This window comes from Microbacterium sp. NC79, assembly GCF_019061125.1.
Classification (GTDB): domain Bacteria; phylum Actinomycetota; class Actinomycetes; order Actinomycetales; family Microbacteriaceae; genus Microbacterium.
In genome coordinates this window covers 252,226-274,794 of sequence record NZ_JAHQYI010000001.1, presented here as the reverse complement: position 1 = coordinate 274,794, position 22,569 = coordinate 252,226, and the positions used below count along the sequence as shown (strand labels likewise).

General features: G+C 60.0%; 13 protein-coding genes, 1 tRNA gene and 3 pseudogenes. 5 read left to right on the top strand and 12 right to left on the bottom strand.

Annotation, left to right across the window (positions count from 1 at the left end; genetic code table 11):
* Positions 1-310 precede the first annotated feature (310 nt).
* Together KTJ77_RS01200 and KTJ77_RS01195 are read right to left on the bottom strand one after the other, a co-directional pair.
* A complete protein-coding gene (locus KTJ77_RS01200; protein ID WP_217336699.1) occupies positions 311-7,408 on the bottom strand; it encodes a DUF11 domain-containing protein in 7,098 nt (2,365 codons plus the stop codon).
* 601 nt (positions 7,409-8,009) lie between these two features.
* Positions 8,010-8,375: pseudogene (locus KTJ77_RS01195) on the bottom strand (transposase); the annotation flags it as partial.
* A 69-nt stretch (positions 8,376-8,444) separates the two neighbouring features.
* Between KTJ77_RS01195 and KTJ77_RS01190 the strand changes: the two are divergent.
* Positions 8,445-9,622, top strand: a pseudogene (locus KTJ77_RS01190) (IS3 family transposase).
* A 67-nt stretch (positions 9,623-9,689) separates the two neighbouring features.
* On the opposite strand, the gene KTJ77_RS01185 reads toward KTJ77_RS01190, so the two are convergent.
* Positions 9,690-9,992: a hypothetical protein gene (locus KTJ77_RS01185; RefSeq protein WP_217336698.1), complete on the bottom strand. Its 303-nt coding sequence runs from the start codon at positions 9,990-9,992 to the stop codon at positions 9,690-9,692.
* 186 nt (positions 9,993-10,178) lie between these two features.
* Between KTJ77_RS01185 and KTJ77_RS01180 the strand changes: the two genes are divergently transcribed.
* Positions 10,179-12,731 (top strand): LuxR C-terminal-related transcriptional regulator, encoded by a 2,553-nt coding sequence (locus KTJ77_RS01180; RefSeq protein ID WP_217336697.1) that lies wholly within the window; start codon positions 10,179-10,181, stop codon positions 12,729-12,731.
* Positions 12,732-12,842: 111 nt separating this feature from the next.
* Positions 12,843-14,087 carry an MFS transporter gene (locus KTJ77_RS01175; protein WP_217336696.1) on the top strand — a complete coding sequence of 415 codons (1,245 nt, stop codon included), beginning with the start codon at positions 12,843-12,845 and terminating at the stop codon, positions 14,085-14,087.
* Between the two features lie 57 nt (positions 14,088-14,144).
* Here KTJ77_RS01175 and KTJ77_RS13645 read toward each other — a convergent pair.
* A pseudogene (locus KTJ77_RS13645) lies at positions 14,145-14,393 on the bottom strand (sortase); the annotation flags it as partial.
* Between the two features lie 284 nt (positions 14,394-14,677).
* Here KTJ77_RS13645 and KTJ77_RS01165 point away from each other — a divergent pair.
* Both KTJ77_RS01165 and KTJ77_RS01160 read left to right on the top strand, forming a co-directional pair.
* The gene (locus tag KTJ77_RS01165) at positions 14,678-15,316 is read left to right on the top strand and encodes a hypothetical protein (protein ID WP_217336695.1); all 639 of its coding nucleotides are present in this window, start codon (positions 14,678-14,680) and stop codon (positions 15,314-15,316) included.
* A gap of 38 nt (positions 15,317-15,354) precedes the next feature.
* Positions 15,355-15,534 carry a helix-turn-helix transcriptional regulator gene (locus KTJ77_RS01160; protein ID WP_217338277.1) on the top strand — a complete coding sequence of 60 codons (180 nt, stop codon included), beginning with the start codon at positions 15,355-15,357 and terminating at the stop codon, positions 15,532-15,534.
* A gap of 285 nt (positions 15,535-15,819) precedes the next feature.
* Here KTJ77_RS01160 and KTJ77_RS01155 read toward each other — a convergent pair whose 3' ends face one another.
* The 8 genes from KTJ77_RS01155 to KTJ77_RS01120 form a co-directional block, all read right to left on the bottom strand.
* Complete coding sequence (locus KTJ77_RS01155) at positions 15,820-16,509, bottom strand: LPXTG cell wall anchor domain-containing protein (RefSeq protein ID WP_217336694.1); 690 nt, start codon at positions 16,507-16,509, stop codon at positions 15,820-15,822.
* 58 nt (positions 16,510-16,567) lie between these two features.
* Positions 16,568-16,903 (bottom strand): GNAT family N-acetyltransferase, encoded by a 336-nt coding sequence (locus KTJ77_RS13640; RefSeq protein ID WP_367948889.1) that lies wholly within the window; start codon positions 16,901-16,903, stop codon positions 16,568-16,570.
* Between the two features lie 278 nt (positions 16,904-17,181).
* Positions 17,182-17,271 (bottom strand) — tRNA-Ser (locus KTJ77_RS01145).
* Positions 17,272-17,475: 204 nt separating this feature from the next.
* Positions 17,476-18,234, bottom strand: coding sequence for an ATP-binding cassette domain-containing protein (locus KTJ77_RS01140; RefSeq protein WP_217336692.1), 759 nt, complete (start codon positions 18,232-18,234; stop codon positions 17,476-17,478).
* Positions 18,231-19,247 carry an iron chelate uptake ABC transporter family permease subunit gene (locus KTJ77_RS01135; RefSeq protein ID WP_367948790.1) on the bottom strand — a complete coding sequence of 339 codons (1,017 nt, stop codon included), beginning with the start codon at positions 19,245-19,247 and terminating at the stop codon, positions 18,231-18,233. The genes KTJ77_RS01140 and KTJ77_RS01135 overlap by 4 nt, the downstream gene beginning before the upstream one ends.
* Positions 19,240-20,223 carry an ABC transporter permease gene (locus tag KTJ77_RS01130; RefSeq protein ID WP_217336691.1) on the bottom strand — a complete coding sequence of 328 codons (984 nt, stop codon included), beginning with the start codon at positions 20,221-20,223 and terminating at the stop codon, positions 19,240-19,242. The genes KTJ77_RS01135 and KTJ77_RS01130 overlap by 8 nt, the downstream gene beginning before the upstream one ends.
* A 54-nt stretch (positions 20,224-20,277) precedes the next feature.
* Entirely contained in the window at positions 20,278-21,270 is a 993-nt protein-coding gene (locus KTJ77_RS01125; protein ID WP_367948789.1) for a siderophore ABC transporter substrate-binding protein, read from the bottom strand.
* A gap of 217 nt (positions 21,271-21,487) precedes the next feature.
* Positions 21,488-22,552: a hypothetical protein gene (locus KTJ77_RS01120; RefSeq protein ID WP_217336689.1), complete on the bottom strand. Its 1,065-nt coding sequence runs from the start codon at positions 22,550-22,552 to the stop codon at positions 21,488-21,490.
* Positions 22,553-22,569: the final 17 nt, after the last annotated feature.

Genomic DNA, 22,569 nt, shown 5'->3' with positions numbered 1-22,569 from the left:
CCAGGCCGATTCAGTGTTGAGGCAGAACTGTCACCGATGTCTTGCGACATAACATAACGGACAAACCGGTCCGAACTAAACCCAGGCCAAATCAATGTTTGTCGTTACGCGTAGCATTGTTTTAATCGCTATGCAGATGGGTTATCAACCCGGTATTGAAGGTTTCTTGTCTCACCTCATCTGGCACAAAAGGGGAAGGGGCGAGCCCCTGGCGCCCGGCCGAGTCATTTCGCATTGGGGGATGCAGACTTAGGCTTATGGGAGTGTGGGCACCAGGGGCTCAGTTTATGAGCTGGGACTCAGCGAATAGCTACACGAACGTAGCATCCACTTCCTCATCTTCACGACGACGTTTAGTAGTCGTCACGAGGAACAGACCCAGCAATGTGAGCCCACAAGCCAGTCCGACTACACTCCAGGCTATCTGGCCACCGGTGAGCGCGAGACCCTTCTTCCGAGTCTCTGGCGCCTGCGGAATAGGATGCTCTTCGGCGGTAACCTCGACCGTGCTGCTCGGCGACGAAAGATCGTCGCCTTGCATATCCACGGCCTCGGCAATCGCGGTATTGACGACCACGCCGGCCTGAGCATCCTGTTCAGTCACGGTGTACGGCACTGCGTATACCGTCGCCGTCTCACCCGGTTTCAGGGTTTTGATCGGCTCAGTCATCGTGACCATCGGGTCGCTGATCACGACGTCATTCGCGGTCTTGGTGCCCGTGTTGGTCACCTCGAACGAGAACGTGATCGTGTCGCCAGGGCGAGCGATACCGTCGGAGTTGCCACCGTCGATGACCGCACGCTTCACGAGTGCGAGACCATTGGCGCCTTCAATGCTCACAGTGGTCTCCGCGAGGCCACTGACCAGGTCGCCGCGTGACGGTGTCGCGGACGCCCGAGCGGCGTTAACAACCTCCCCTGCATCAACATCAGCCTGCGTGAGCTCATAATCCGCCGTTGCAGTTGCCACGGCGCCCGGAGCGAGCACACCGGCAGCATTAGGCCACTGGTACTGGATCTCGTCCAGCCCGGTCAGGCTGTCTTCGATCGCCACGTCAGTGAGCGTAAGTTCGCCGGTGTTACGAACAATGAAGGAAAACTCCACAAGGTCACCCTCTGTTGCCGGACCAGCACCCATGTAAGCGCCAGCCTTCTCGAAGAGGAGGCGGCCTTCGCCGGGAACGCTGACATCAGTTTCTGCATCAGCAGAGACATTGTCGCCACGAGCCGAAACGCCGGCCACAGTCGCAGCGTTTTGTACGACTCCTGCATCAACGTCAGCCTGCGTGAGCTCGTACTCGGCTGTTGCGGTTACGGTCTGGCTGGGTGCGAGGGAACCCGCTGCTGCCGGGTTCGGCCACGCGGTGAATTGTGCCGCACTGACACCAGCGAGATGATCCTCGATAGCGATGTTGTTCACTGTTAAGTCGCCGGTGTTCTCGACCAAGAAGGTGAACGTTACGATGTCACCGACGCGACTGTCATCGCCGAGTGGCAGTTCGCCGGTCTTCACGAGCGCCAGCGCTGCTTCACCTGGGACGGTGACGGTGACGCTGTCAGTTGCCTCGGGATCGTCACCGCGCGCAGGATCCGTCGTGACCGTAGCGGTGTTGACGATGATACCCGCGTCTACGTCGGCCTGGGAGACCGTGTAAGTGGCGGTTCCGGTAACGCTGGCATCCGGAGCAAGTACGCCTGCCGTGCCGGGCCAGGTGGTGATCGTCACATCAGAGACTCCATCGAGCTGATCGACTACGTCGACGTTGTGGAGCGTCACGTTACCCGTGTTCACCACACTGAAGTCGTAGGTGATCGTGGAGCCTACCTCGAGCGTGCTCTCGTCGACCGAAGTGGTCTTCGTGAACTCAACTGCAGGAGCAGCAGCCACCGAGAGATCGTTCTCAGCAGAGAGATTGTCGCTGTCGCCGCTTACCCAACCAACGTTGACCGTTGCCTCGTTGTGCAGCTGGTCGAAGCTGTCGATGTCGGCCTGCGTGAGGGTGTAACTCATCATCTGAATGATGTGTTCACCCGGCAGAGCGATCCCGTCAGTGCTCTCGTAGCGAGTCTCGCCCACGACGAGCCCAGGCATCGAATCAGCGAAGACGGCCCGGTTCATCGTGACGTTGCTCGTGTTCTTCACATCGAGCGTATAGATCACTGTGTCGCCAGCCACCGGCTTCGCGGGGTTACCCTCAAAAACGGCAGTCTTGGTGAACTCCGCCGAGGTCACTGCAGGAAGTAGCACCGTCTCGTCAGCATCGTCAGTGGCTGCGCCACCTCGAACACCAGTCGCGTTTACCGTTGCGGTGTTTTCCACTTCACCGGCATCGACCATTGCTTGCGTCAGTGCCAGTGTTGCAGTTGCGGTGACGATTTCACCCGGTGCAAGCGCACCCTCGGTAGCCGTCGGCCACGTGCCGTAGGTCACAGCGCTCAAACCCTCGAGATGGTCCGTGATGCTCACACCAGTGAGTGTCACGTTACCCTCGTTGCGGACAGTGAACTCGAAGGTGACAGTGTCGCCTTCAACCGGACGGTCTTCGTCAAAGTCACTCGACTTTGTCAACGAGACAGCAGGTGCGGCAGGAAAGTTCGCGGTCACTGTGTCCGAAGCAGCAGCGGGGCTGTCGCCTGGACCGGTGCCGGTCACGTTGGCGGTGTTGACCACTGAACCACGGTCGACATCCGCCTGAGTGACCGTGTAGGTCGCCGTTGCGGTGACATCCTGTCCAGCAGCCAGGCGCCCTGCAGTGCCAGGCCAGGTGCCGAACTCAATGTCAGACAGACCAGCCATCTCGTCAATCAGCTCGATCCCGGTCACGGTGACATTGCCATCGTTCGCAATTGTGAAATCGTAGGTGATCGTGTCACCCGCAACAGGGTTGTCACCCTCCATGCTGAGCAAGTGGCTCTTCTCCAAGGTCAGCTGCGGATCTGCAGCCAACGGCACCGTTACAGTGTCGCTGCCGCTAGGAGTTCCGCCCGGTGCGGAGCCACCCACTGACGCGGCATTCTCAACGAAGCCGGCATCCAAATCAGCAGCGGTTACTGCGTACGTTGCCTGAGCGGTGACGCTCTGACCGGGCTCAAGAGTGCCCGGTGTGCTTGGCCACGTGTAACCACCGATGGCAGAGAGACCCTCCATCGTGTCGCTCAACGCGACATCGGTGATCGTGACGTTCCCATCGTTCGTTGCAGTGAACTGAAAGGTGACCAGATCGCCTTCGGCAACGTTCTCCGGGTCAGCGAGTGAACCAGTCTTCTCGAGCGAGAGCACAGGGTTCTGTGTGAACGAAGTAATCACCGTATTGGTGTCTTCCACCCTTGTTCCGTCAGCACCGAGTGCCTCAACACTGGCATCGTTTATCACGCTTCCGCGATTCACGTCGCTCAGGGTGACCGTGTAGGTCGCTGTGCCCGTGAGCGTCTCGCCCGGCGCAAGTGTGCCCGCATCGCCAGGCCACTCGAGCGTCAGCGGCGACAGGTCTGCCATCTCGTCCGTGAGGGCTACCCCCGTGAGGGTGACGTTACCCGAGTTCACGACACTGAAGCCGTAAGTGATGGATTCTCCCACAGCCGGCCCCACAGCGGGGGCCGTCTTGGTGAGTGTGATCGCGGCACTGTGCGTCAGCGAGGTGTTGGTGCTTGCTTCCGCTATCGCCAGGGCCCCACCGGGTGATGCACCCGACACTATTGCCGTGTTCGCGATGAACCCTGCGTCAACGTCGGCCTGCTTCAGCGCGTACGTTGCAGTCGCGGTGACCTGCTGGTTCGCACCGAGCACGCCTGGAATCGTGAATGCAGGCCAGATCGGCGCAAGCGTGGAGAGTCCTTGCAGCGTGTCGACCAGCGTGACGGACGAGAGCGCATTCACGCCGGTGTTCGTTGCAGTGAGTGTAAACGTGACAATGTCGCCAGCCTTGGGGTCCCCCGTGGTCGCGACAGAAGCAGACTTCATCAGGGTGATCGAGTCAATACCCGTGGTGTCGGTCGCGGTACTCGTCAGGGTCTCGGCGGGGAAGCCAGGATCCTGAGCCGTCACCGATGCGGAATTCACGAACGAGCCAACGGCCCCCGTGTTCACAACAGCTTTCACTGTCACGGACGCCTGGCTACCAGCCGCAATGGACGCGAGGTTCCAGTTCACCGTGCCGTCCGTCAACGTGCCGCCGTGAGATGCCTCGACAAACGTGAGGCTCGCAGGCAGTGTGTCGGTGACCGAAACATCGACGAGTTCTTCGTACTCGAGCGGATTGTTCACCGTCACAACATAGGTGATCTCCTGCCCAGTAATTGCACCCGTGAGGTTATCCGTCTTGGCGATCCAAATCGTGCTCGCAGCGTTTGCCGCCACCAGTTCAGTGACCGTCTCGTTGTTTGCGAGATTCGGGTCACTGAGGGGGCCACTGATACTCGCCGTGATCGACGTGCCAGTCGCGGTCGGAATAACCTCAAGCTCAGCCGTCACCGAGACATCGAGTGCCAGATCAGTCGCGCTTATGCACTCGATCGTCGCAGGACCGGAAACGCTTGTCACGTCACAGTCAAAGCCTGGGAAGTTGATCTCGCGCACGGTCACACCAGCAGGAATATCGAACGACACTGTAGCCGGTGTCACAGCCGAGCCACCCAGGTTCTCGAAGGTAAACGGAACCTTAGCTGGACGATCCAGCTGCACGTTCTGTTGTGCGACCGAGCTCGCCTCGAGGTCAGCCTCAGCCGTCGACGCGCACACCGCGCGCGGCTCAGAAGGCGAAGTGCGGTTCGAAGAGATTGCCACTGAGTTACAGGCAATAGCGTCAGACGCCGAGCCAGCAACTACAGCCGCCTGATACTGGAACGACGCGGTAGCGCCGGGTGCGAGGTTACCCGTGACGGCCGCGCGGATCGCGACCTTTCCGGTCGGGGCGCCTGCAGCCCAATCGTTCGTCGTTCCAGTTGCCGTCGAGTTCACCTCAGGGCGTGCCGGGTTGGTGGAATCCGAGTACGTCATAGCGAGGTTGCTCGACACATTCGAGACCGTATCCAGATGCTGTTCGAACGTTGACCCGCGCTGTACCGAGCTGGTGGCATCGATCAGACCAGTGTCGCCAATATGCGGTAGCGCATCGTAGGCGACCACGTCTGTCAGCGCCGTGTTGCCGGTGTTCTGGATCGTGATGCGGTATCCGATGGAACCACTCGAGGTGGGAACCTGCACAGGCTCGCTCGAATCACTCGTCCAGACACAGTTGTCGTCTTCGTCAGGCTGGCAGATCTCCTTAACAACGGAGAGACTGTCAGCCGCCGAGATCGGAACACCGGTGTTTGCCGAAGCAAACACCGCGGTCGTGTCGCCCGAGCCGTCGACATTGTTGGTGTTCGTCACCGGTACACGGTACGTGCTGTTACCTGCGACCCAGGTGCGGCTTGCGTCACCCATCCAACCGTTTGCGACCGAGGTTGAACCCGCGGCGTTGGCGTATGTCGGCTGTGCAACGACGCTCATCACCGGAAGCGGCTCAACCGGGCTGAACCCAGTCCCAGTAGGCCAGGTCGCAACTACGACCTGTCGCTCAGTGCCACTGATCGTGGCGGTGCGGTATTCGAACTCTGCACCAGCCGGGGCAGTTTCGTCGAACGCTGCTGATCCATCAGTGATGTTCCAGCCAGCCGGTGCAATGAACACGTACTCAGGTTCGAAACCCACGGGCGAGTTCGTCACGCTGCCGCCGATGTTGAAGGTCACGTTGCGGCCGGGTACTGCTTGGCCACCACCCTCGACCGCATGGTTGATGGTCGCATCAATCGTAGGAGCGGCGTCGACGAGTCGAATCTGGCGATTCGCCATACGGTCCTGCGTGCCAAAGTCTGGATGGCCAGGCCACGACACCGTCGTTGTCGCGGTGTTCGTGTACATCGTTCCCGGGATCATCGCGGAGTCCACCGAGAATCGGAAGTTCACCCGGTTGAACGTCGAGCCAGTATCACCCGGTGCGATACGTGTAGCTGGAATATCGGGGGTCGTCACCACGATAGAGGTGATGTGGCGCCCAGCGGGTGCATCAAATGCGGTTCCCGTGGCGGATCCGGTAGCACCGTTATCCAGCGTGTAGTCAAACGTTGCACGGTACGTCGAAATCGCACGAGTAACCTTCAGTTCTCCGTGGTTGAACGTGTCCGAGACGACCGAGGTCATCGGAATATTCCCTCGGTTGTTGGTCGAGGTTACCCACCAGAAGTCTGAGCTACCCTCGACCGGGATCGGGAGGTTACGGATCGCGCCGGTGAGGAGACCTGTGTTGGTGTCCTTGGTGAAATCTGAGCCGATGTAGGGTTCGTAACAGGACACCACCACGTCAGCGGTGTTCGTTGCAGTCTTCGTCGTGCGATCTGCATCGAGGTAGGTCACCGAGGTCTCAGCGGTCATCTGTAACACCTTGGTGAAGTTACAGCCGTTGACATCCGACTCGGGGAAGTTCGCTGCAGGGAAGGTCAGTGCCAGGTTCCGCGGGTGGTATACGCCACGGTTCGCCCAGCCGGAGGTGTCCGCGCTACCCCACCCACCGGTCGCGTTGTCGACAGGAGCAGCCTCGCTGCCAGTAGTCCAGGTGATCGTATGTGTCGCGGAGTCGTAGATGCCACCGTCTGCGATAGGTAGCGTGGGGACAGCCTCAGCAGGAAGCTGCAGCACGGTCGTGTGGTTACCCGCTCCAACGTACTGTGAGCTGCCGCCGACGCGAGTGGCGTCGATCCTGTCGAATGAGCCTGAACCCATCCCCACTGTGAACGGCGTCGACTCATCAGGCTTCGCACCGTTTGCCGGCGCGTTCACCTGGATGGCCGGCTCTGGGACCACGCTGGTCCAGGTCAAGGGTGACGACGTAGCTGCCGCGGTGCCCACGGTGTTCTCACCGCTCATCGCCGCAGACATCTCGATACCGAAACCGCTCGGGAAGTATTGAGCGTTCACTGGGTTCATGTTGGGGGCAGCTGTCAACCGGGGCGAGATATCGTACGTCACCATGAATGAACCAGAGGTACCCGCGGGCAAATTGCCAAGCAGGAAGGTGCGGCCAGTCTCGTCATCACCGAACGTATTGTTCGTCGTCGGGGAGGTATCGGGGCGCGTCCACGAGTTGTAGGCCAGCAGCGACTTCCCAAACCCGTACGGGTCCAGCTGGGTCGGGCTGAATGCTACACGCACGTCTTCACAGTCGGCGACCGAGCAGGTGTAGTTCACGCGGAACGACACCTGGTTGTTGTTCTGGCCATGCGCCGTAGTGGTGATGGCGTCACCGTTTGGGGCGACGGGTGTCAGTGCTACCGTCATCGTGCCGTCGCCTGGTGCAGCCATTGCTGCGGGAGCTGCAACAAGCCCTCCACCAATAAACGCGACGGCGATGACAGTCGCCAGGAGAGCCATAGCTCTCGATCGAGACCTGCTCGATGCAAGCTTCCGTTTAAACTTCACCGTTTCTCCTCCCCGTGGGCGAGCGTGCAGCCGAGCCCTACGAGTATTGATTGCAGATAGGGTCCCCTGGCAGATGGTCGACATCTTCCTGTTGTTGTAAATTTTGCCCTCAGTATTGGCATCATTCCCCCTTACCCAAAACCGCTAATCGCCAACGCACATCGAAAACGATGCACACGGTTCTCGCAGTCGTTGATATTTACGGTGACATGAAACCGTGGCAAAAACCCAAACACCCCCCCAATTCCCCCCCCCCCAGAGAAAAGGACCGGGCCGGCTGAGGGATTGATTGGACCGGCGACTTGCCCAACAGTTTGGATATTCCTGAAGCTGATGCCCAGGTTCTTGCTTGGCAGTGGTCTGCAAGAGAATCCAGTGCCGCATAGGCGGCGCTTATCACGGATTCCAACCCCAACAGTGGTGGTGTGTGACGGAGGCACAGGTATCCGCGGGATGAGCGCGGCACACATGAAACGAGCAGCGGACTGGTGATGTGCCCTGGGTTTCATGGAGTGGGCCTTGACCCTTGATCTTGGACATCTTGTTCACATAGTTATGCCGCGCTCCGAAGCATATCCGCTTCACGCCGCTCGTACTCGTTTGGTGCAATATTCCCGATCGCTGAATGCCTCCGCCTGGTGTTGTACCGGTTCGCCCATCTGAACACCGCCCGATACGCACTCGCCTGATCAGCAAACGCGGCCCGCCCCTCAAGGAGCTCACGCTTAAGTGCCGCGTTGAACGATTCCGCAAGCGCGTTATCGGCAGACGAACCTACCTGCCCCATCGACTGGCGCACCCCGTACTGTTTACACAGCTGCCCATACGCTTTCGAGGTGTAGACCGAGCCGTGGTCGCTGTGAAACACAGCCTCTTGAAGATAACCGCCACGCGCACGCCACGCAGCCGTGAGCGCATCGGGCGTGAGGAACGGATCGGTGACAACTGATCGTTAGTGCCGGGAGGCGCTGACGGGGAGGATGTCATCATGCCCGGTCCCTATCCCAGAGAGTTCCGCGAGGACGTCGTCGCGGTCGCTCGTCGCCGCGAGAGCGGCGTCACCATCAAACAGATCGCCACCGACTTCGGTATCAGCGAAGCGACCCTGCAGAACTGGCTCCGCCAGGCCGATGTCGAAGACGGGAACCGTCCCGGTCAGACCGCGGCGGACGCGGCCGAGGCTCGGGAGTTGAAGAAGCGGATCCGGTTGCTGGAGCAGGAGAACGAGGTTCTCCGCCGTGCGGCGGCATATCTGTCGCAGGCGAACCTGCGCCTCGGCGGCTCCCCAAAATGACGTACCCGCTCGTATCTGAGCTCGCCGGCGCGGGGATTCCCGTGACGGTGTCGTGCCGGGTCCTCAAGCTCGCCCGCCAGCCCTACTACCGGTGGCGCAACGACCCCGTCCGGGACGCGGACGTGCTCCGCGCGTATCGGATCAACGCGCTCCACGACGCGCACCACGAGGACCCGACGTTCGGGTACCGATACCTCGCCGACGAAGCCCGCCGGGCGGGGTGGCGGATGAGCAGGCGGACGGCGTGGAAGCTGTGCTCGCAGGCCGGGATCCTCTCGTCCGCGCAGCGCCGACGGCGCGGGAAGGGCAAGAAGGCCGGCCCGCCCGTGTTCGACGACCACGTCCAGCGGGTGTTCCGCGCTGACGCGCCGAACCGGCTCTGGCTCACGGATATCACGGAGCATTGGACGAGCGAGGGCAAGCTCTATTGCTGCGCGATCAAGGACGTGTTCTCCAACCGAATCGTCGGCTATTCGATCTCGGACCGGATGACCGCGAAGCTCGCCGTCGACGCCGTCAGAAACGCCGTCGCGCGCCGCGGTGAGGTCGCCGGATGCATCCTGCATGCCGATAGGGGTAGCCAGTTCCGCAGCCGGGCGATGGCCCGTGAGCTGCGCCGTCACGACATGGTCGGATCGATGGGCCGAGTCGGTGCCGCCGGGGACAACGCGGCCATGGAGAGCTTCTGGTCGCTTCTTCAAACGAACGTGCTCAACCAGCAGCGCTGGGACACACGGCAGGAGCTGCGACTCGCGATCGTCGTCTGGATCGAGCGGAAGTACCACCGCCAGCGCGCCCAGGACACCATCGGCGGCTTGACGCCCATCGAGTTCGAAGCGAAGCTAGCCGAGCCGCTCACACTCGCGGCCTAAACCACACCTGTCACCATTTCGTTCCTCACGCCCTTATGGGCTTCGAGGCGGGGGATCCACGCGGGGATCATCTCGTGCATGTATTTCCCGCACGGTACATCATGACCCGCCACAGCCACACCAGCACCCGTTTCGATGCTGCAGAGTACGTCGTCGGGCGATAACGGCGCCGATCGATGAGAGAGACATTCTTCACACCCAAATGCGGGTTGGTGAGATAACGCCTGGCTGACACCCGAGAAAGGCCGGTGGTCGCGCAGAACTGATCCAAGATCTTCGATTTCTCGGATCGGGTCGCCGTTTTATAGGCCTGTTTGAGCTGCTTGGTGACTTCGATACGTGTCGGCATTGACACCACACCCTTGTTCATACCGGTTCAGCGTAGGAGCACGCGATCAAAGTATGTGAGGCACGACTCTGGCTACGCGATCAATGTACGTAAGGTACGCCGATCACCTAAAGACCCCCCAAAACAAGGATAGAATGAATTTTGCCAATGATGACTTCATGTTTTTTTCTTCCAGTGCAACGGCATCCCCCTCTTCCTCGTCCGCGAGTGGTTGAGAGCGCGCTTCATGACGACCCCGCTCTCATTATTTTGCGAGGCGGCGGAGGCACCGGAAAGACAATCGCTGCTACGCAGATCGCACGCGCATTTGCCGCGCCCCGTTCTACCGACAACCTTTCGACACCTCCGAATGCGGTAGCAGTATGGGTTCGACTTGACCCGGATGACATCAGCGACCAACATTTCTGGTTGCGAGTGTTTCAAAACCTCATTGACTCAGGGCTTTTAGCTGGGAGCTCACTGGCTGAACGCCTTGTTCGCGGCGGGCTCTCTACAGCCTCGACGGCCAGCATCGCCACCGCACTTTCCGAGTGCTCCGGCAAGCTACTCCTAGTGATCGACGACGCCCACCACATTGTGACTGAAAAAACGGAGAAGCGTCTACTCGATGTGGTCGCACTGGTGCCAACACTGACAGTCCTCCTCACCACCCGACATTCTCTGCCCCATCTTTCGTCAACGAGTGCGCACATGCGGGTCTCTGTCCGAGAGTTCAATGAGCGAGACCTCATTCTTTCTCCAGAAGAAATTAACGAACTGCTACGCATCCGGTTCCCGAAGCTCGATCCTGAGCATCGAGCTTCTTTGGCTCAATCAATTTACCAAAACAGTCGGGGTTGGCCCCTTGCCGCGCACGCTTTAGTCGTTGAGAGTGCATTGAGTCACAGTGATACGGGTGGGGCCAGGCATGGTTCATTCATACGCGAGTTTGTCAGTCAACTACTTGAGTCAAGCGAGCCTGACGTCCAGGTCGCCCTATGTGCTTCAGCGATCTTCGAAGAGGTTTCCGCTGAAGCTCTGGGAGCGATGCTCGATCTATCGACCGAAGAAGCCGACAATCTCCTCAAGAACGCGTTCGAACATAGCTTCGGGTTCTGGGTAGATGACACCGGCACGAGATGGTATCGACACCATGATCTGATCCGAGCGGAGCTTCGATCGCGCGCCGAGACTATTATTGGTGCCGCCTCGCTTAACGATATTTATATGCGTGCAGTGTCCGCCTTGAAAACTGTACGTCCACGATTCGCTAGAAAGGCCGCGATCCTCGCACAAGCATGGGAACTCCTGTCAGATCTCCTCATCAATCCGATGCACCTTTCACTCGGCAGGGAACGGCTATCAGTCGGGATGGGCAGCATCCCGACTGATGTCCGGGAGCGTTATCCCGTGATTGCAGCGTTCGCTTTGATTGACGAGTATGCATTTCCTTCAGGCAGATATAGGCAGGTGACTGCTGGGCTCAAACTCCTCGCCGGCCCAAGACTTGCGAAGAAATCGGAAGAGTCTGGTCTTGAGGGGGTTGCAGCCGCGACCCTGCGCATGGTCGCATCGCGCCTCAGCGGAAACGAAAGCCTCGCAGTGCAGATGACCGAACGAGTGCAGGAGGTGCTGAATCAGATCCCACATGACGATCCGGCATTTCAGAGTTCCTCGATTGAAATGGCTTGGACGCAAACCGCTATCACACTTTTGCACTCAGGTCGTTTCAGTGATGTTGACCGGTTGATCGAACCGCTCATTGCTCGCGACAGTGACATGCTCCCGAGGAACCTCGCTCACACCACGGCATTAGCTGCTTGGTCGAGTGTTTGGCAAGGCAATATGGAACGAGGCCGACAGCTTATTGGAATGGGATTCAGCCTCGGTGTCCCAGTTGGATGGCACGATTCGTATATTGGTGCAGGACTCCGCATTGCGGCGGCGTTGAGTGCACTCGAGCAGGGTGACCCTGACCGATCTCTTTCCCATTTGGAGTCACTCAGCGAACACGAGCCTACGATTGAACATTGGCCGTCTATGACTTATGTCGCAACGCTCGTTGCCGAATCACGAATGGGGCCGGACGGGGGTCTCGACTACCTGAATCGACAGCTCCATCGGCGACGTGGAAGATTCGCAACACAGCCTTTCTCTAAAAAAATGTTGCGGACACTCAGAGCTCGCCTACTCTGGCAATCCGGCCAGGTACTTCCTCCCAGACAACGAAAATCTCATGATGACGAAATTTCGGTGTACATCGCGCTGAGCCGAGGAGAGAATGATGTAGCTCTCGGGCTCGCTACAAAACTTTCGCGCTTACCCTCGCTCGCAGGAAACCCGCGCAACCGGGCCGAACTGTTACTTTTACAGGCAGAGAGCGCTCGAAGACTAGAGAATATAAGAACGGCAACAGACTCTGTTCGACGCGCAACGTCTCTCATGCACGAGCATGACCTCACATTGCCCATGCGCGTGGTTTCTCGTGAAGCAGCGCGCCAACTCGCGTTGTTCGTACCCGACCTGCCGGTCGCTCATAGTTCCCAGGGGAGCTCTCGAGAGGTAACGCCGCTGACTGAAGCCGAACGCAAATCGCTCCGAGCGGTGATCGAAATGGGGAGTGTTCGGGTGGCAGCTGCGTCATTGTATCTGAGTCCTGACACAGTCAAGGGGTACATGAAACAGGTCTATAAAAAACTGGGTGTGCGGAGCCGCGCCGAGGCAATTCGGGTAACAAACGAAGCAGGATTACTCGACGACGTCCGGGAAGAGTCGCAGTAGTAACCATCTTTGCGCTGCTCAGTCTATTGCGGTTGGGTATGAACCAAGCAGGGGATCTTTGGGGGAAGCTTGTCAAATTTGGAGAAAAACTCGCGCCGAAACGCGATTTCCGTGAACCTTGCCAAGCTGCTGTTGCTAGCAGCGCTAACCCCGCCCGCTGTTGCTGGGATCGCACACCGCGCGACCGAACTTGGTGCCGGTCTTGACGTCGCCGCCATCGTCGCCGTAACTGCGACCATCGGTTCGATTTGTGCTGTCATAGGTGCGCTGGGGCTCGGCGCTCTCTCTGATCTTTACGGTTCCACGCTACGTACTCGCTGGATGTGGGTATTCACGGGAACCGGCATCGGCACCGTTGGCCTCACAGTTTTGTCCATTGGCGACAGCCGATTCACTCTCGTAGCGGGGTGGGGGGTGGCCCAGCTCGGATATTCGGGGGCCATGGCGGTGCTGCGGGTCATCCTCGCGACCTCTCTTCCCAGGCACCGGCGCCGAGGAGCAGTCGTTGCCGTGCTCGGAGGATACGCCGGAATCCTCATTCCGTTAATCGTGCTGCTCTTATTGCCCGGACGAATCTGGGAAACGACCTTTGGTCTCTCTGCATTGAGCCTCGCCGTGCCCATGTTTTTTCTCATATGGACACGACGAGAACTCGCCCAGCTCAGCTCGCCGGGCGTACCCGCCATGACTGCTCCCGAACAGCTGCACCGCGATGTCCGACCGACGAAGCAGCTCTCAGGAGTCACCCTTCTCGCTATTCAATGCGCCGCTCACACAGTGATGGCCGCGTTCCTGAGTTACCATCCGCTCGACCTCGCCGATCGCGTCGCTGCCGACGTCGAATTTCCGGTACGCTCCAGCGTGTGGGTGCTGGTCGCTGCCATTGTGGGGCTTATCGCTGCGAGCGTCACGCTTCTGAGGCACCCACAGCTCCTTGCGAATGGCCGCAGAATCATTCTGATTGGCGGAACGCTCCTTGCGGTATCACTGGTGATGCGCGCCGTATGCGAGCCGCTTCCGCTGGTTGCGTCAGCGGCGATCTTGAGCGGCGTCGCGGTTGGGCTGAACAGTTCCGCACTGTTGTCGATGGCGCTTGAAACCGCCCCACTTCGCCGGGCAGGCCGGTTCATCGGTGCGTTCAGCGCCGCCGGAGCGCTTGGGCAACTCATTGGGCCGCTTGCAGGTCTCGGCATTCTCGGTATTGCCCGGATGCTCGAGCCTGATGCTGGCTACGGGCCGCTGTTCTTCGCTCTCGCGCTTCTCCCAATTGTGTGGGTCACTCTCGTCGCCACCATGACTCGGCCCAGAGCTTCAGAATCGGTGTATGGGACGACGAGAATGCCGACCGATCTCTAGAAAGAATCGGCGGATCGGAGCACAGAACCACAAAGTAGCTGAAGAGCTCAGAACGCTTCATTGCTCCATATGACTGGGCGTCACTCGAAGGCCCACAGTGTTATGAGGTTCGATCACGTCGGTTGAGACGACCTGGTACACGAAAGCTTCACCCATGTTCTCAATCACGAAGCGATTGCCCTCGACAACCTTGTCGAGATTTGTGAACATCGTTGAGTTTGCCAGTCCTCGCTGTGCGGTGATGACGGATCGTATTGATTCTCCACCGACGGGTAGATGGCCTGGGGCGTAGCCGGAATGGCTGGCGTTCTCACATTGCTGGGTTTGTTCCTCGTAGCGGCCGCTAAGCGCCGTCGCCGTGAGAACGAGGAGGTGAACGCTACGTCAGTGTAGCCATTCATTAAGTCCCAGCACATAAGCTGAGCCCCCGGCGCCCCTACCCCTTATAAGTCCTCGTCCGCACTCTCCGTGCGAAATGACTTGGCTGGGCGCCGGGGGCTCACTCCTTCCCTTCTGAGACAGAACAGGTGAGACAAGAAACTTTCAATACCGGGTTGACAACCCATCAGCGTAACGATTAACGTAATGATATGCATAACGATAAACATAATGGTTCAGTTTTAGTTCAACGCAGTCGCGCAACAATTTCGGCGGCGGTCATCGCGCTTCTATCCGGAATTTGGTTCTTCGGGCGGGCGCTGATATCTGCAGTCTCTAAGCTCAGCGGCGCGGAAGGGACTCTCGTTGCCGAGATCCCACTCCAAGACGCTGACCTCGAGTCGATGACAGCAGAATGGAACCCTGGAGTCGACTTCATCGTCAACGGGTCTGCCACAGTAGGTGCCTCAAACGTTGACCCTGGCGTCGTCGCTGACTTCACGCTCGCCTCAGTCGTAGCGGCCATCGTGGCCCTTGCCACTTTGGTTCTTGTCGCATGGAGCGCGGTAGCGCTCTTCGGCGGCAAGCTTCACTGGAATGCCTTGTCGACCAATGTGATCATTGTCGGAGGAATTGTAGCAGTCGGGTCGTTCATCGCGCAGAGCCTCTCCACGACGGCAGCGGAGTCCCTGGCAACAGAGCTCAACGTGAGTGACGGGGTTTGGATGGAGCCTGGTTTTGTTTCAGGAGTCAGCTTCTTGCCCGTGGTGGTTGGAGTCGCGATCGTCATATTTGGCTGGTCGCTTAGGGGCACAGGAAAGATTGCTGAAGATTCATTTGGGGTGGTGTAGTGGCTGCGCAAACGAAGGTGCGGCTCCGACTCGATGAGATGCTAGAAAAGCGGGGGATGACCCTCGTGGAGCTGTCTCGAAGAGTAGGGGTTGCGACAGTGAATCTGTCCCTCCTGAAGAACAATCACGCCAAAGCCATTCGGTTCACGACGCTAGACGCGATCTGTGAAGCACTCGACTGCGAGCCAGGAGACATCATCACCCGCGAAGCATCCTGAGGAACGCATAAAGAAACAGAAACCCCCGAGGCCGATGAGGCCCTGGGGGTTCTGGCGTTATCCGTTTAAGGGAAGGTCTTCTCTATTATTTCGAGCAGGAGTCGTGCATAGTTCTGGTTATCACTGTGCATGGGTCTTCCTTGGACTCAGTGCGATTAAAAATGTCCACCCCTACATACGCAGAAACTGCCCGCTTGCAGATTGGTGATCTACGAGCGAGCAGTTTCGGTTATGCGTTACAACACTGACACTGACGAGGGATACCCGCCCGGGTCAGCCGCTGTATTACTGTTTGATCTTTCGGCGGTTCGTGGCAACGAGTGCGGCCGCGCCTCCACCGAGGAGGAGTACCGATCCGATCAGCAGCGCAGCAAGTGAGCTGTCGCTACCGGTGGTGGCGAGCTTCGACTCGTTCGACTCGTTCGGCTCGTTCGGCACGACAGGCTCGTTCGGCACAACAGGCTCGTCAGGTACCTCAGTGACTGGGTCACAGGTAACGTACGGAGCCTCGTCTTCACACACGTCCCCCGGCGCTGGAGGTGCAGGCGGTGTATCGGTGTCTCTCGGGATCAGGTGATTCACGAGAAGATCGTCGCCGCGGTCAACTGCCGCCTTGACCTGAACTCGATAGGTGACCGAGTAGAGCTCGCCGGCAGGTACTTCGCCATTGATCGAGATCCATTCACCGTCGACGGTGACATCCAAGTCACCGAGGCCAGCCGCAGGGGCTTCAATAATCTCTGCGTCATCAGTAACGTAACCGAGGAAGTCGGTGGCGGTGACGGTTGCAGCGACTTCGCTGGTGTTCTCAAACCACAGCGTGTAGTCAACGTGATCGCCCGCTACAAGTGGCTCAGCGGAGACCTCAGAGGTCTTCCACATGGTGAGTTCTGAACCCGGGATGATGACCTCAGCACAAGCTTCGGTGCCTTCCAGCACCTGACTCACGGGGACACACGCAACGTTCTCGAGCATCCGCTCAGGATCACTGTCCGCGCCAGGTACATCTCGCCGGCACCGGTCACAATGGTCTTCACATCGCACCCTCCTCTGGCCCCGAAGGCTGATGCGGGTCAGGGTGGCCGGGATGGAAGAATTCGACGACTCGAAACCCACACTTGTTCACATAAAAGTGGATGTTCCGTACGTCCTCGCACGGCGTCATCGTTCTCCATACCTCAACGTCGGGGTATTTGGCCTCGATCGCATTCCAGACCCTCACGCCAATGCCGCGCCCATGTTCGCCCACGTCGATGAACAGCAGGTCCAGAGAGGCACGGTCACCTTGGCCGTCAACGACGACGACTGCACCTCCAACAACACGGCCTCCGTCCAGAACCTCCCAGGCGTCGGCGCCGGCGTGATCCATCGATTGGGCAACCTCCCCCTCGGAGATTACGGGCTCATCCTGTTCCCCGCGGATCGACGATTGAGATTGGCCGTGCTCATAGGCTGCCGCGCCTACCTGGAACGCCTCCTGGAGACGCGTGATAAAGCCTCGGCGATCGCTCTGCGCAAGTCTGCGCATCTCAATGGAAGTCACTTTGTCTTCTCTACTTGGGTGGATCACCGCTGAAATGTGCACCAAATCTGCACCACGCGCATCCCAGGAAAAGCGAAAACCCCCGTTTTACCGGGGGTTTTCAGTGGCGGTGACGGTGGGATTTGAACCCACGGTAGGGGTGAACCTACACAACATTTCGAGTGTTGCACCTTCGGCCGCTCGGACACGTCACCGCGCACTAGCTTACGACACTCAAGCCCTCACTCAAAACTGAGCCCCCGCGCGCCGCACCCCGGGCGCGTCGCGACAGCCGTTTCGTCGCGCTACGCCCGCTCACAAACCGCCGAACACCCGAACACCCGGACACCCGAACACCCGAAACACCCCAACGCCCCAACGCCCCAACGCCCCAACGCCCCAACGCCTCAACCCGCCGCCTACCGGAAGTAGACAGCCACGGGGTAGTCGCCGTCGCGCAAAACCTGCATCGGGGTTCCGAAGATCTCTTCCAGCACCTCGGGGCGCATGATCTCATTGGGCGTACCAACGTGCGTGACTTCTCCCCCGGCGAGCGCAACGATGCGGTCGGCGTAGGCGGCAGCGAAGTTAATGTCGTGCAGCACGATGATCACGGTCTTACCAAGCTCATCGGCGGCGCGACGCAGCTGCCCCATCATCGCGACCGCGTGCTTCATATCGAGGTTGTTCAGCGGCTCGTCAAGCAACACGTACTCGGTGTCTTGCGCGAGCACCATCGCGACGTACGCGCGCTGACGCTGGCCACCCGACAGCTCGTCAACGAACCTGTCCTGCAGATCCTCCAGGTTTAAGAACGACAGCGCCTGGTCGATCGCCACGTTGTCGGCCGCCGTCAGCCGGCCCTGTGAATACGGAAACCGCCCAAACCCGACCAGCTGTCGCACGGTCAGCCGCGTGATGAAGTGGTTCTCCTGCCGCAAAATCGACAGCACGGTCGCGAGCTTCTTGCTCGGCGTCTTCGCCACATCGAGACCGCCAACGGTCACGGAACCACGACTCGCGTCGCCGAGGCGGCCAGCGATCGTCAGCAGGGTGGACTTGCCTGCTCCATTCGGTCCGACGAGTGCGGTGACACCGCCCGCCGGAATATCGAGCGTGACGGGACCCAGCACCTGCTGGTCTCCGTACGACTTGGCGACGTCGGTGAAGCGAATCACAGCGATCCCTTTCGCAACAGAAGAATGACGAACAGGATGCCGCCAACAAACTCGATGATGACCGTGACCAGCCCCGCAGCTCGGAAAATGTGGTGCAGTACAAAGTACGACCCGAGCAGCGTGACCACGCCCAGCAGCATCGCGAACGGAATCACGTGCCTGTGCTGCTGCGAACCGGCAAGCTGATACGCCAGCGTCGCGACGATGAATCCGAAGAACGTCATCGGCCCCACCAGCGACGTCGAAATCGAGATCAGTACCGCCACCAGAATGAGCGTCGTGAGCACCTCGCGCTTGTACGACAGCCCGAGGTTGATCGACGTCTCACGCCCGAGCGCCAGCACGTCGAGGCGGTGCCGCTTGCCAAACACGAAAAACAGCGCGGCTGCGAGCACCGTGAAACCGACCGGAAGATACTCCGGGTTAGAGTTCGCGATGCTGCCGAAAAGGCGCGCAGAGAGAATGTCGAAATCGGCCGGAACCAGCATGCGCTGCATGAAAGCAGAGAGCGTTCCGAAGGCGGTTCCGAGCACGAGTCCCACGAGGAGTGTGATGTGCAGGTTGCCGAACTTGCCGCCAAAAAGCCAGCCGTACAGCACGGTCGCAAACGCCACCATGATGGCGCTCTGCACGAGCACCTTGCCGACGCCGTCGGTGGCATTTAGCGTCTCGACGCCAAAGAAGAACACCATCGCCGTCTGAATCACCACATAAAGCGACTCAAAACCCATGATTGACGGCGTGAGAATGCGATTGCCTGTTGCGGTGTGAAACAGCACAACGGCGACCGCCTGACAGCACGCGACCAGGATGATCGTCACGACCGTCGCCAGACGCATCTCCACGATCTTGTAGAAGCCCGCGCTGAATGGTTCCACCGTGATGTTCCATGTCAGCACCAGCACGACGGTGATGACGGCAACCACGGCGAGCGCGGTGATCCGCTTCGCCCACCGCCGCGTTTCGGCATCCATCACACGCCGCGCGCGACCAGCCACCTGAACCTCAGCCACGGCGACGCATCCTCAACAGCATGGCGATGAACGCGACCGCGCCGACCATGCCCAAAATCATCGACACCGGAATGTCGAACGGAAAACGAATCAAGCGCCCAATGATGTCGCACACCAGAATCAGCGCCGACCCGGTGATGCACACCCACGCAATGTTGGAGCGCAGGTTGTCGCCACGCACCATCGACACGAGATTCGGAACCACGAGGCCGAGGAAGGGCAGGAAGCCGACGACGACGGTGGTGACGCCCGACGCGATCGCAACCAACGCGGTTCCGATGAAAACGATGCGCTCATACGAGAGCCCGACCGACGTTGCGACGTCCTTGCCGAGGCCGGCAACCGTGAACCGGTCGGCGGCGATCCACACGATCACGACAACGATCGCGACGATCCACAGCGACTCGTACCGGCCACGCACCACGGCGCTAAACGAGCCCATAAACCACGTGCCGAGCATTTGCAGCAGGTTGGTGGATGCCGCAATGTAGGCGGTGAGCGCGGAAATCACGGCGCCCAACATCATGCCGACGAGCGGAACAATGAGCGATGACCGCAGGCTGATGCGGCGCAGCACCGCGAGGAAAATCATGGTGCCGATAAAGGCGAAGATGCTTGCGACGAACATGCGCCCGGGAATCCCGATTTGCGGCGCAATGATCGTCACGATGAGCAGTCCGAGCGATGCCCACTCGGTGGTTCCGATCGTTGTCGGCTCGACAAACCGGTTTTGCGTCAGCAACTGCATCATGAGGCCCGCGACGCTCATTGCGCAGGCGGCGAGAATCAGCGAGAGCGTACGAGGCACGCGCGTGATGAAGAACAGTTCCTGACCAAACTCGTCTTGCGCGAGGTCATACGCGCCGATGTTCAGCGAAAGCCACGCGAGGCCCGCAACGCCAACAACTCCGAGCGTCAACGGCAGCCACGAAGGCAGGCGCAGGCGCGTCGGAGTGGGGGTACGTGTTGTGCTCATGACAGACCGAGACGCTGGCCGGGCAGAGAGAGCTGCCCGGCCAGCATCGTGGAATTACTTCGCGTCAGCGAAAGCCTCCGCAACCGCGGCGTACAGGTCGGTGTACGCCTGGATACCCTCGGTGAGGTAGAAGTTGGCGTCGAGGTAGACGATCTGGCCCTTCTGCACGGCCGGAACGTTCTTCAGCGCCTCCGAGCCCTCGATGAGCTCCTTCGCTGCGATGTAGCCGTCCTCCTGGAAGGCACCATCGCGATCAAGAACGATCAGCCATTCGGGGCTGGCAGCAGCGATCGCTTCCACCGAGATTTCGTCACCGGTGTGGTCGGTCGAGCCTTCTGCGTCGATCGCCGGAACCAGGCCGAGGGTTGCGAACAGCGAGCCGACGCCGCGACCCTCGCCGGGAGCGGCGTAGTTGATCTTGCCGCCAGACGTGATGAGTCCAGCAACCGTTGCGGTGCCGTCATAGTTGGTCTTTGCGTCAGCAACCGCGGTCTCGAGCGCCTCAACAAGCGCGGCAGCGTCGTCTTCGTGGTTGAAGATCTGGCCGAGCAGTTCGGTCTGACGAACGAGCTCGGAGATGTGCTCCTCGCCCTCGCGCGGGGTCAGCTCGATCGTGGGCGCCAGATCCTTCAGCGCGTCGTAGTGGCTCGCGAAGCGGTGGCCACCGATGATCAGCTCGGGCGCGGCAGCGACGACGTTTTCAAAGTTCGGCTCGCGGTGGTTGCCGATGTCGAGCACGTTCTCGTCGTCGGTGTACTCGGGCCACACGGTGCCCATGACGCCCTTGGGCGCTGCGGCGAGCGTGATGCCCCAGTCCGACAGCGTCTGCATGGCGGTGTTATCGAGTGCGACGACCGTCTTCGGGTTCACCGGAACCGTAATCTCACCGTGGTTGTCGGTGATGGTCACCTCGGTTGCGACGGGCGCTTCCGATTCCGTCTTCTCGGGTGCAGCGGCCGGGGTCGATGCGCAACCAGCAAGCAGAGCAAGCGATGCGACAGCGACGCCGAACACGGTGGTGCGACGGATCGAAGGGCGTGCAGACACGAGTGAACTCCATTCAGTTGGGGTGTGCGGCGAGTGCCACCCTTCCAACATAGGTAAGCCTTACCTGAGTTGCAAACTTCGTCAGATGATTTGTGACGGCTCCGAGTATTTCTTAGTTCCGGAACCATTCCGCGGCAGTAAAGAAAAAGCCCGGACGCGCCGTGAAACGTGTCACGACGCGCCCGGGCAGTGAAGTCAGGAAAATTTCCCGAGGATGTTACGCCGATTCGCCCCACGCGGAGGCCACATCGGCGTGGATTGCGAGCAGGCCCGCGGTCTCATCGGCCGGTGCACGGCCGATTCCGCACTCCGTGGCAATGCCGAAGACCGGCGCAAAAGCCTTCGCAGCGTCAATGCGGCGCGTGGTTCCGGCAACGCCATCCTGGCGGTGCACGACACCGAGGTAAAGCTCGGTGTTCTCCCCCAGACGAAGGTCGGCGAGGGGCGCGAAGTAGGCGGCATCGTCGCGCTCAATCGGAACCGGGAGGTGCACCCAGGTGAGCTCACGGTGGGCGGCAGCGGTGATCGCGTTGGCGAAACGCACGAGGTTTGCGGTGTCGGTCGGCTCAACGAAGTGGGTTTCGCCGACATCGCCATAGCAAAGGTGAAGACCTGCTTCGACGCCGGCCGGAATCGCGTCGATCAGGGTGGCGAGGCGCTCAACGAGGCCGTCGAACGGGTCACCTGGCCACCACGCCTCCATCGTTGCGCCGTAGCCTGCGTCGCGCTCGATGATGCCCATCTCGCTGGCCACATCCCACTGAATCGCCAGGTCATCGGACGGAATCGCGGCCACAATCTGCTCGACCTCGCGCAGGATGGCGGCGGTGTAGACCGAGTCAATCGCAACGCGGTCATCACCGAAGAAGAACGAGCTGATCACGGCGAGGGGCGTCGGCAGCGACACCTGGAAACGCACGCCCTCAGCGATCACACCCTCGGCACGCAAGCGCACGAACTCGGCGTATGACTCGACCGCCGCGTCGGCGTAGCCGAGTGCGGGCAGTTCGATCGATGCGGCATCGACACCCTCAGCGAGACGCAGTGGTCGCGCGTCGAGACCAGCGGGCATCGGAATGCGCTCGTCACCGATACGTTCGATGCCGTCAGCCTGGCCCAGCACGTCAGGCTGGAACATGATCCAGTGGAACCGCTTGCCCACCTCACCATCCGGAATGCGCTTCAGGTGACCGCCGAGCACGGTCGCCGCGGTGCGGAAGGTGGTTTCCGCGTCGGGGTAGTTGACCGAGCCGACGAGAAGGGCGCCCTGGGGCTGAGACATGACGATCTCTTTCTACT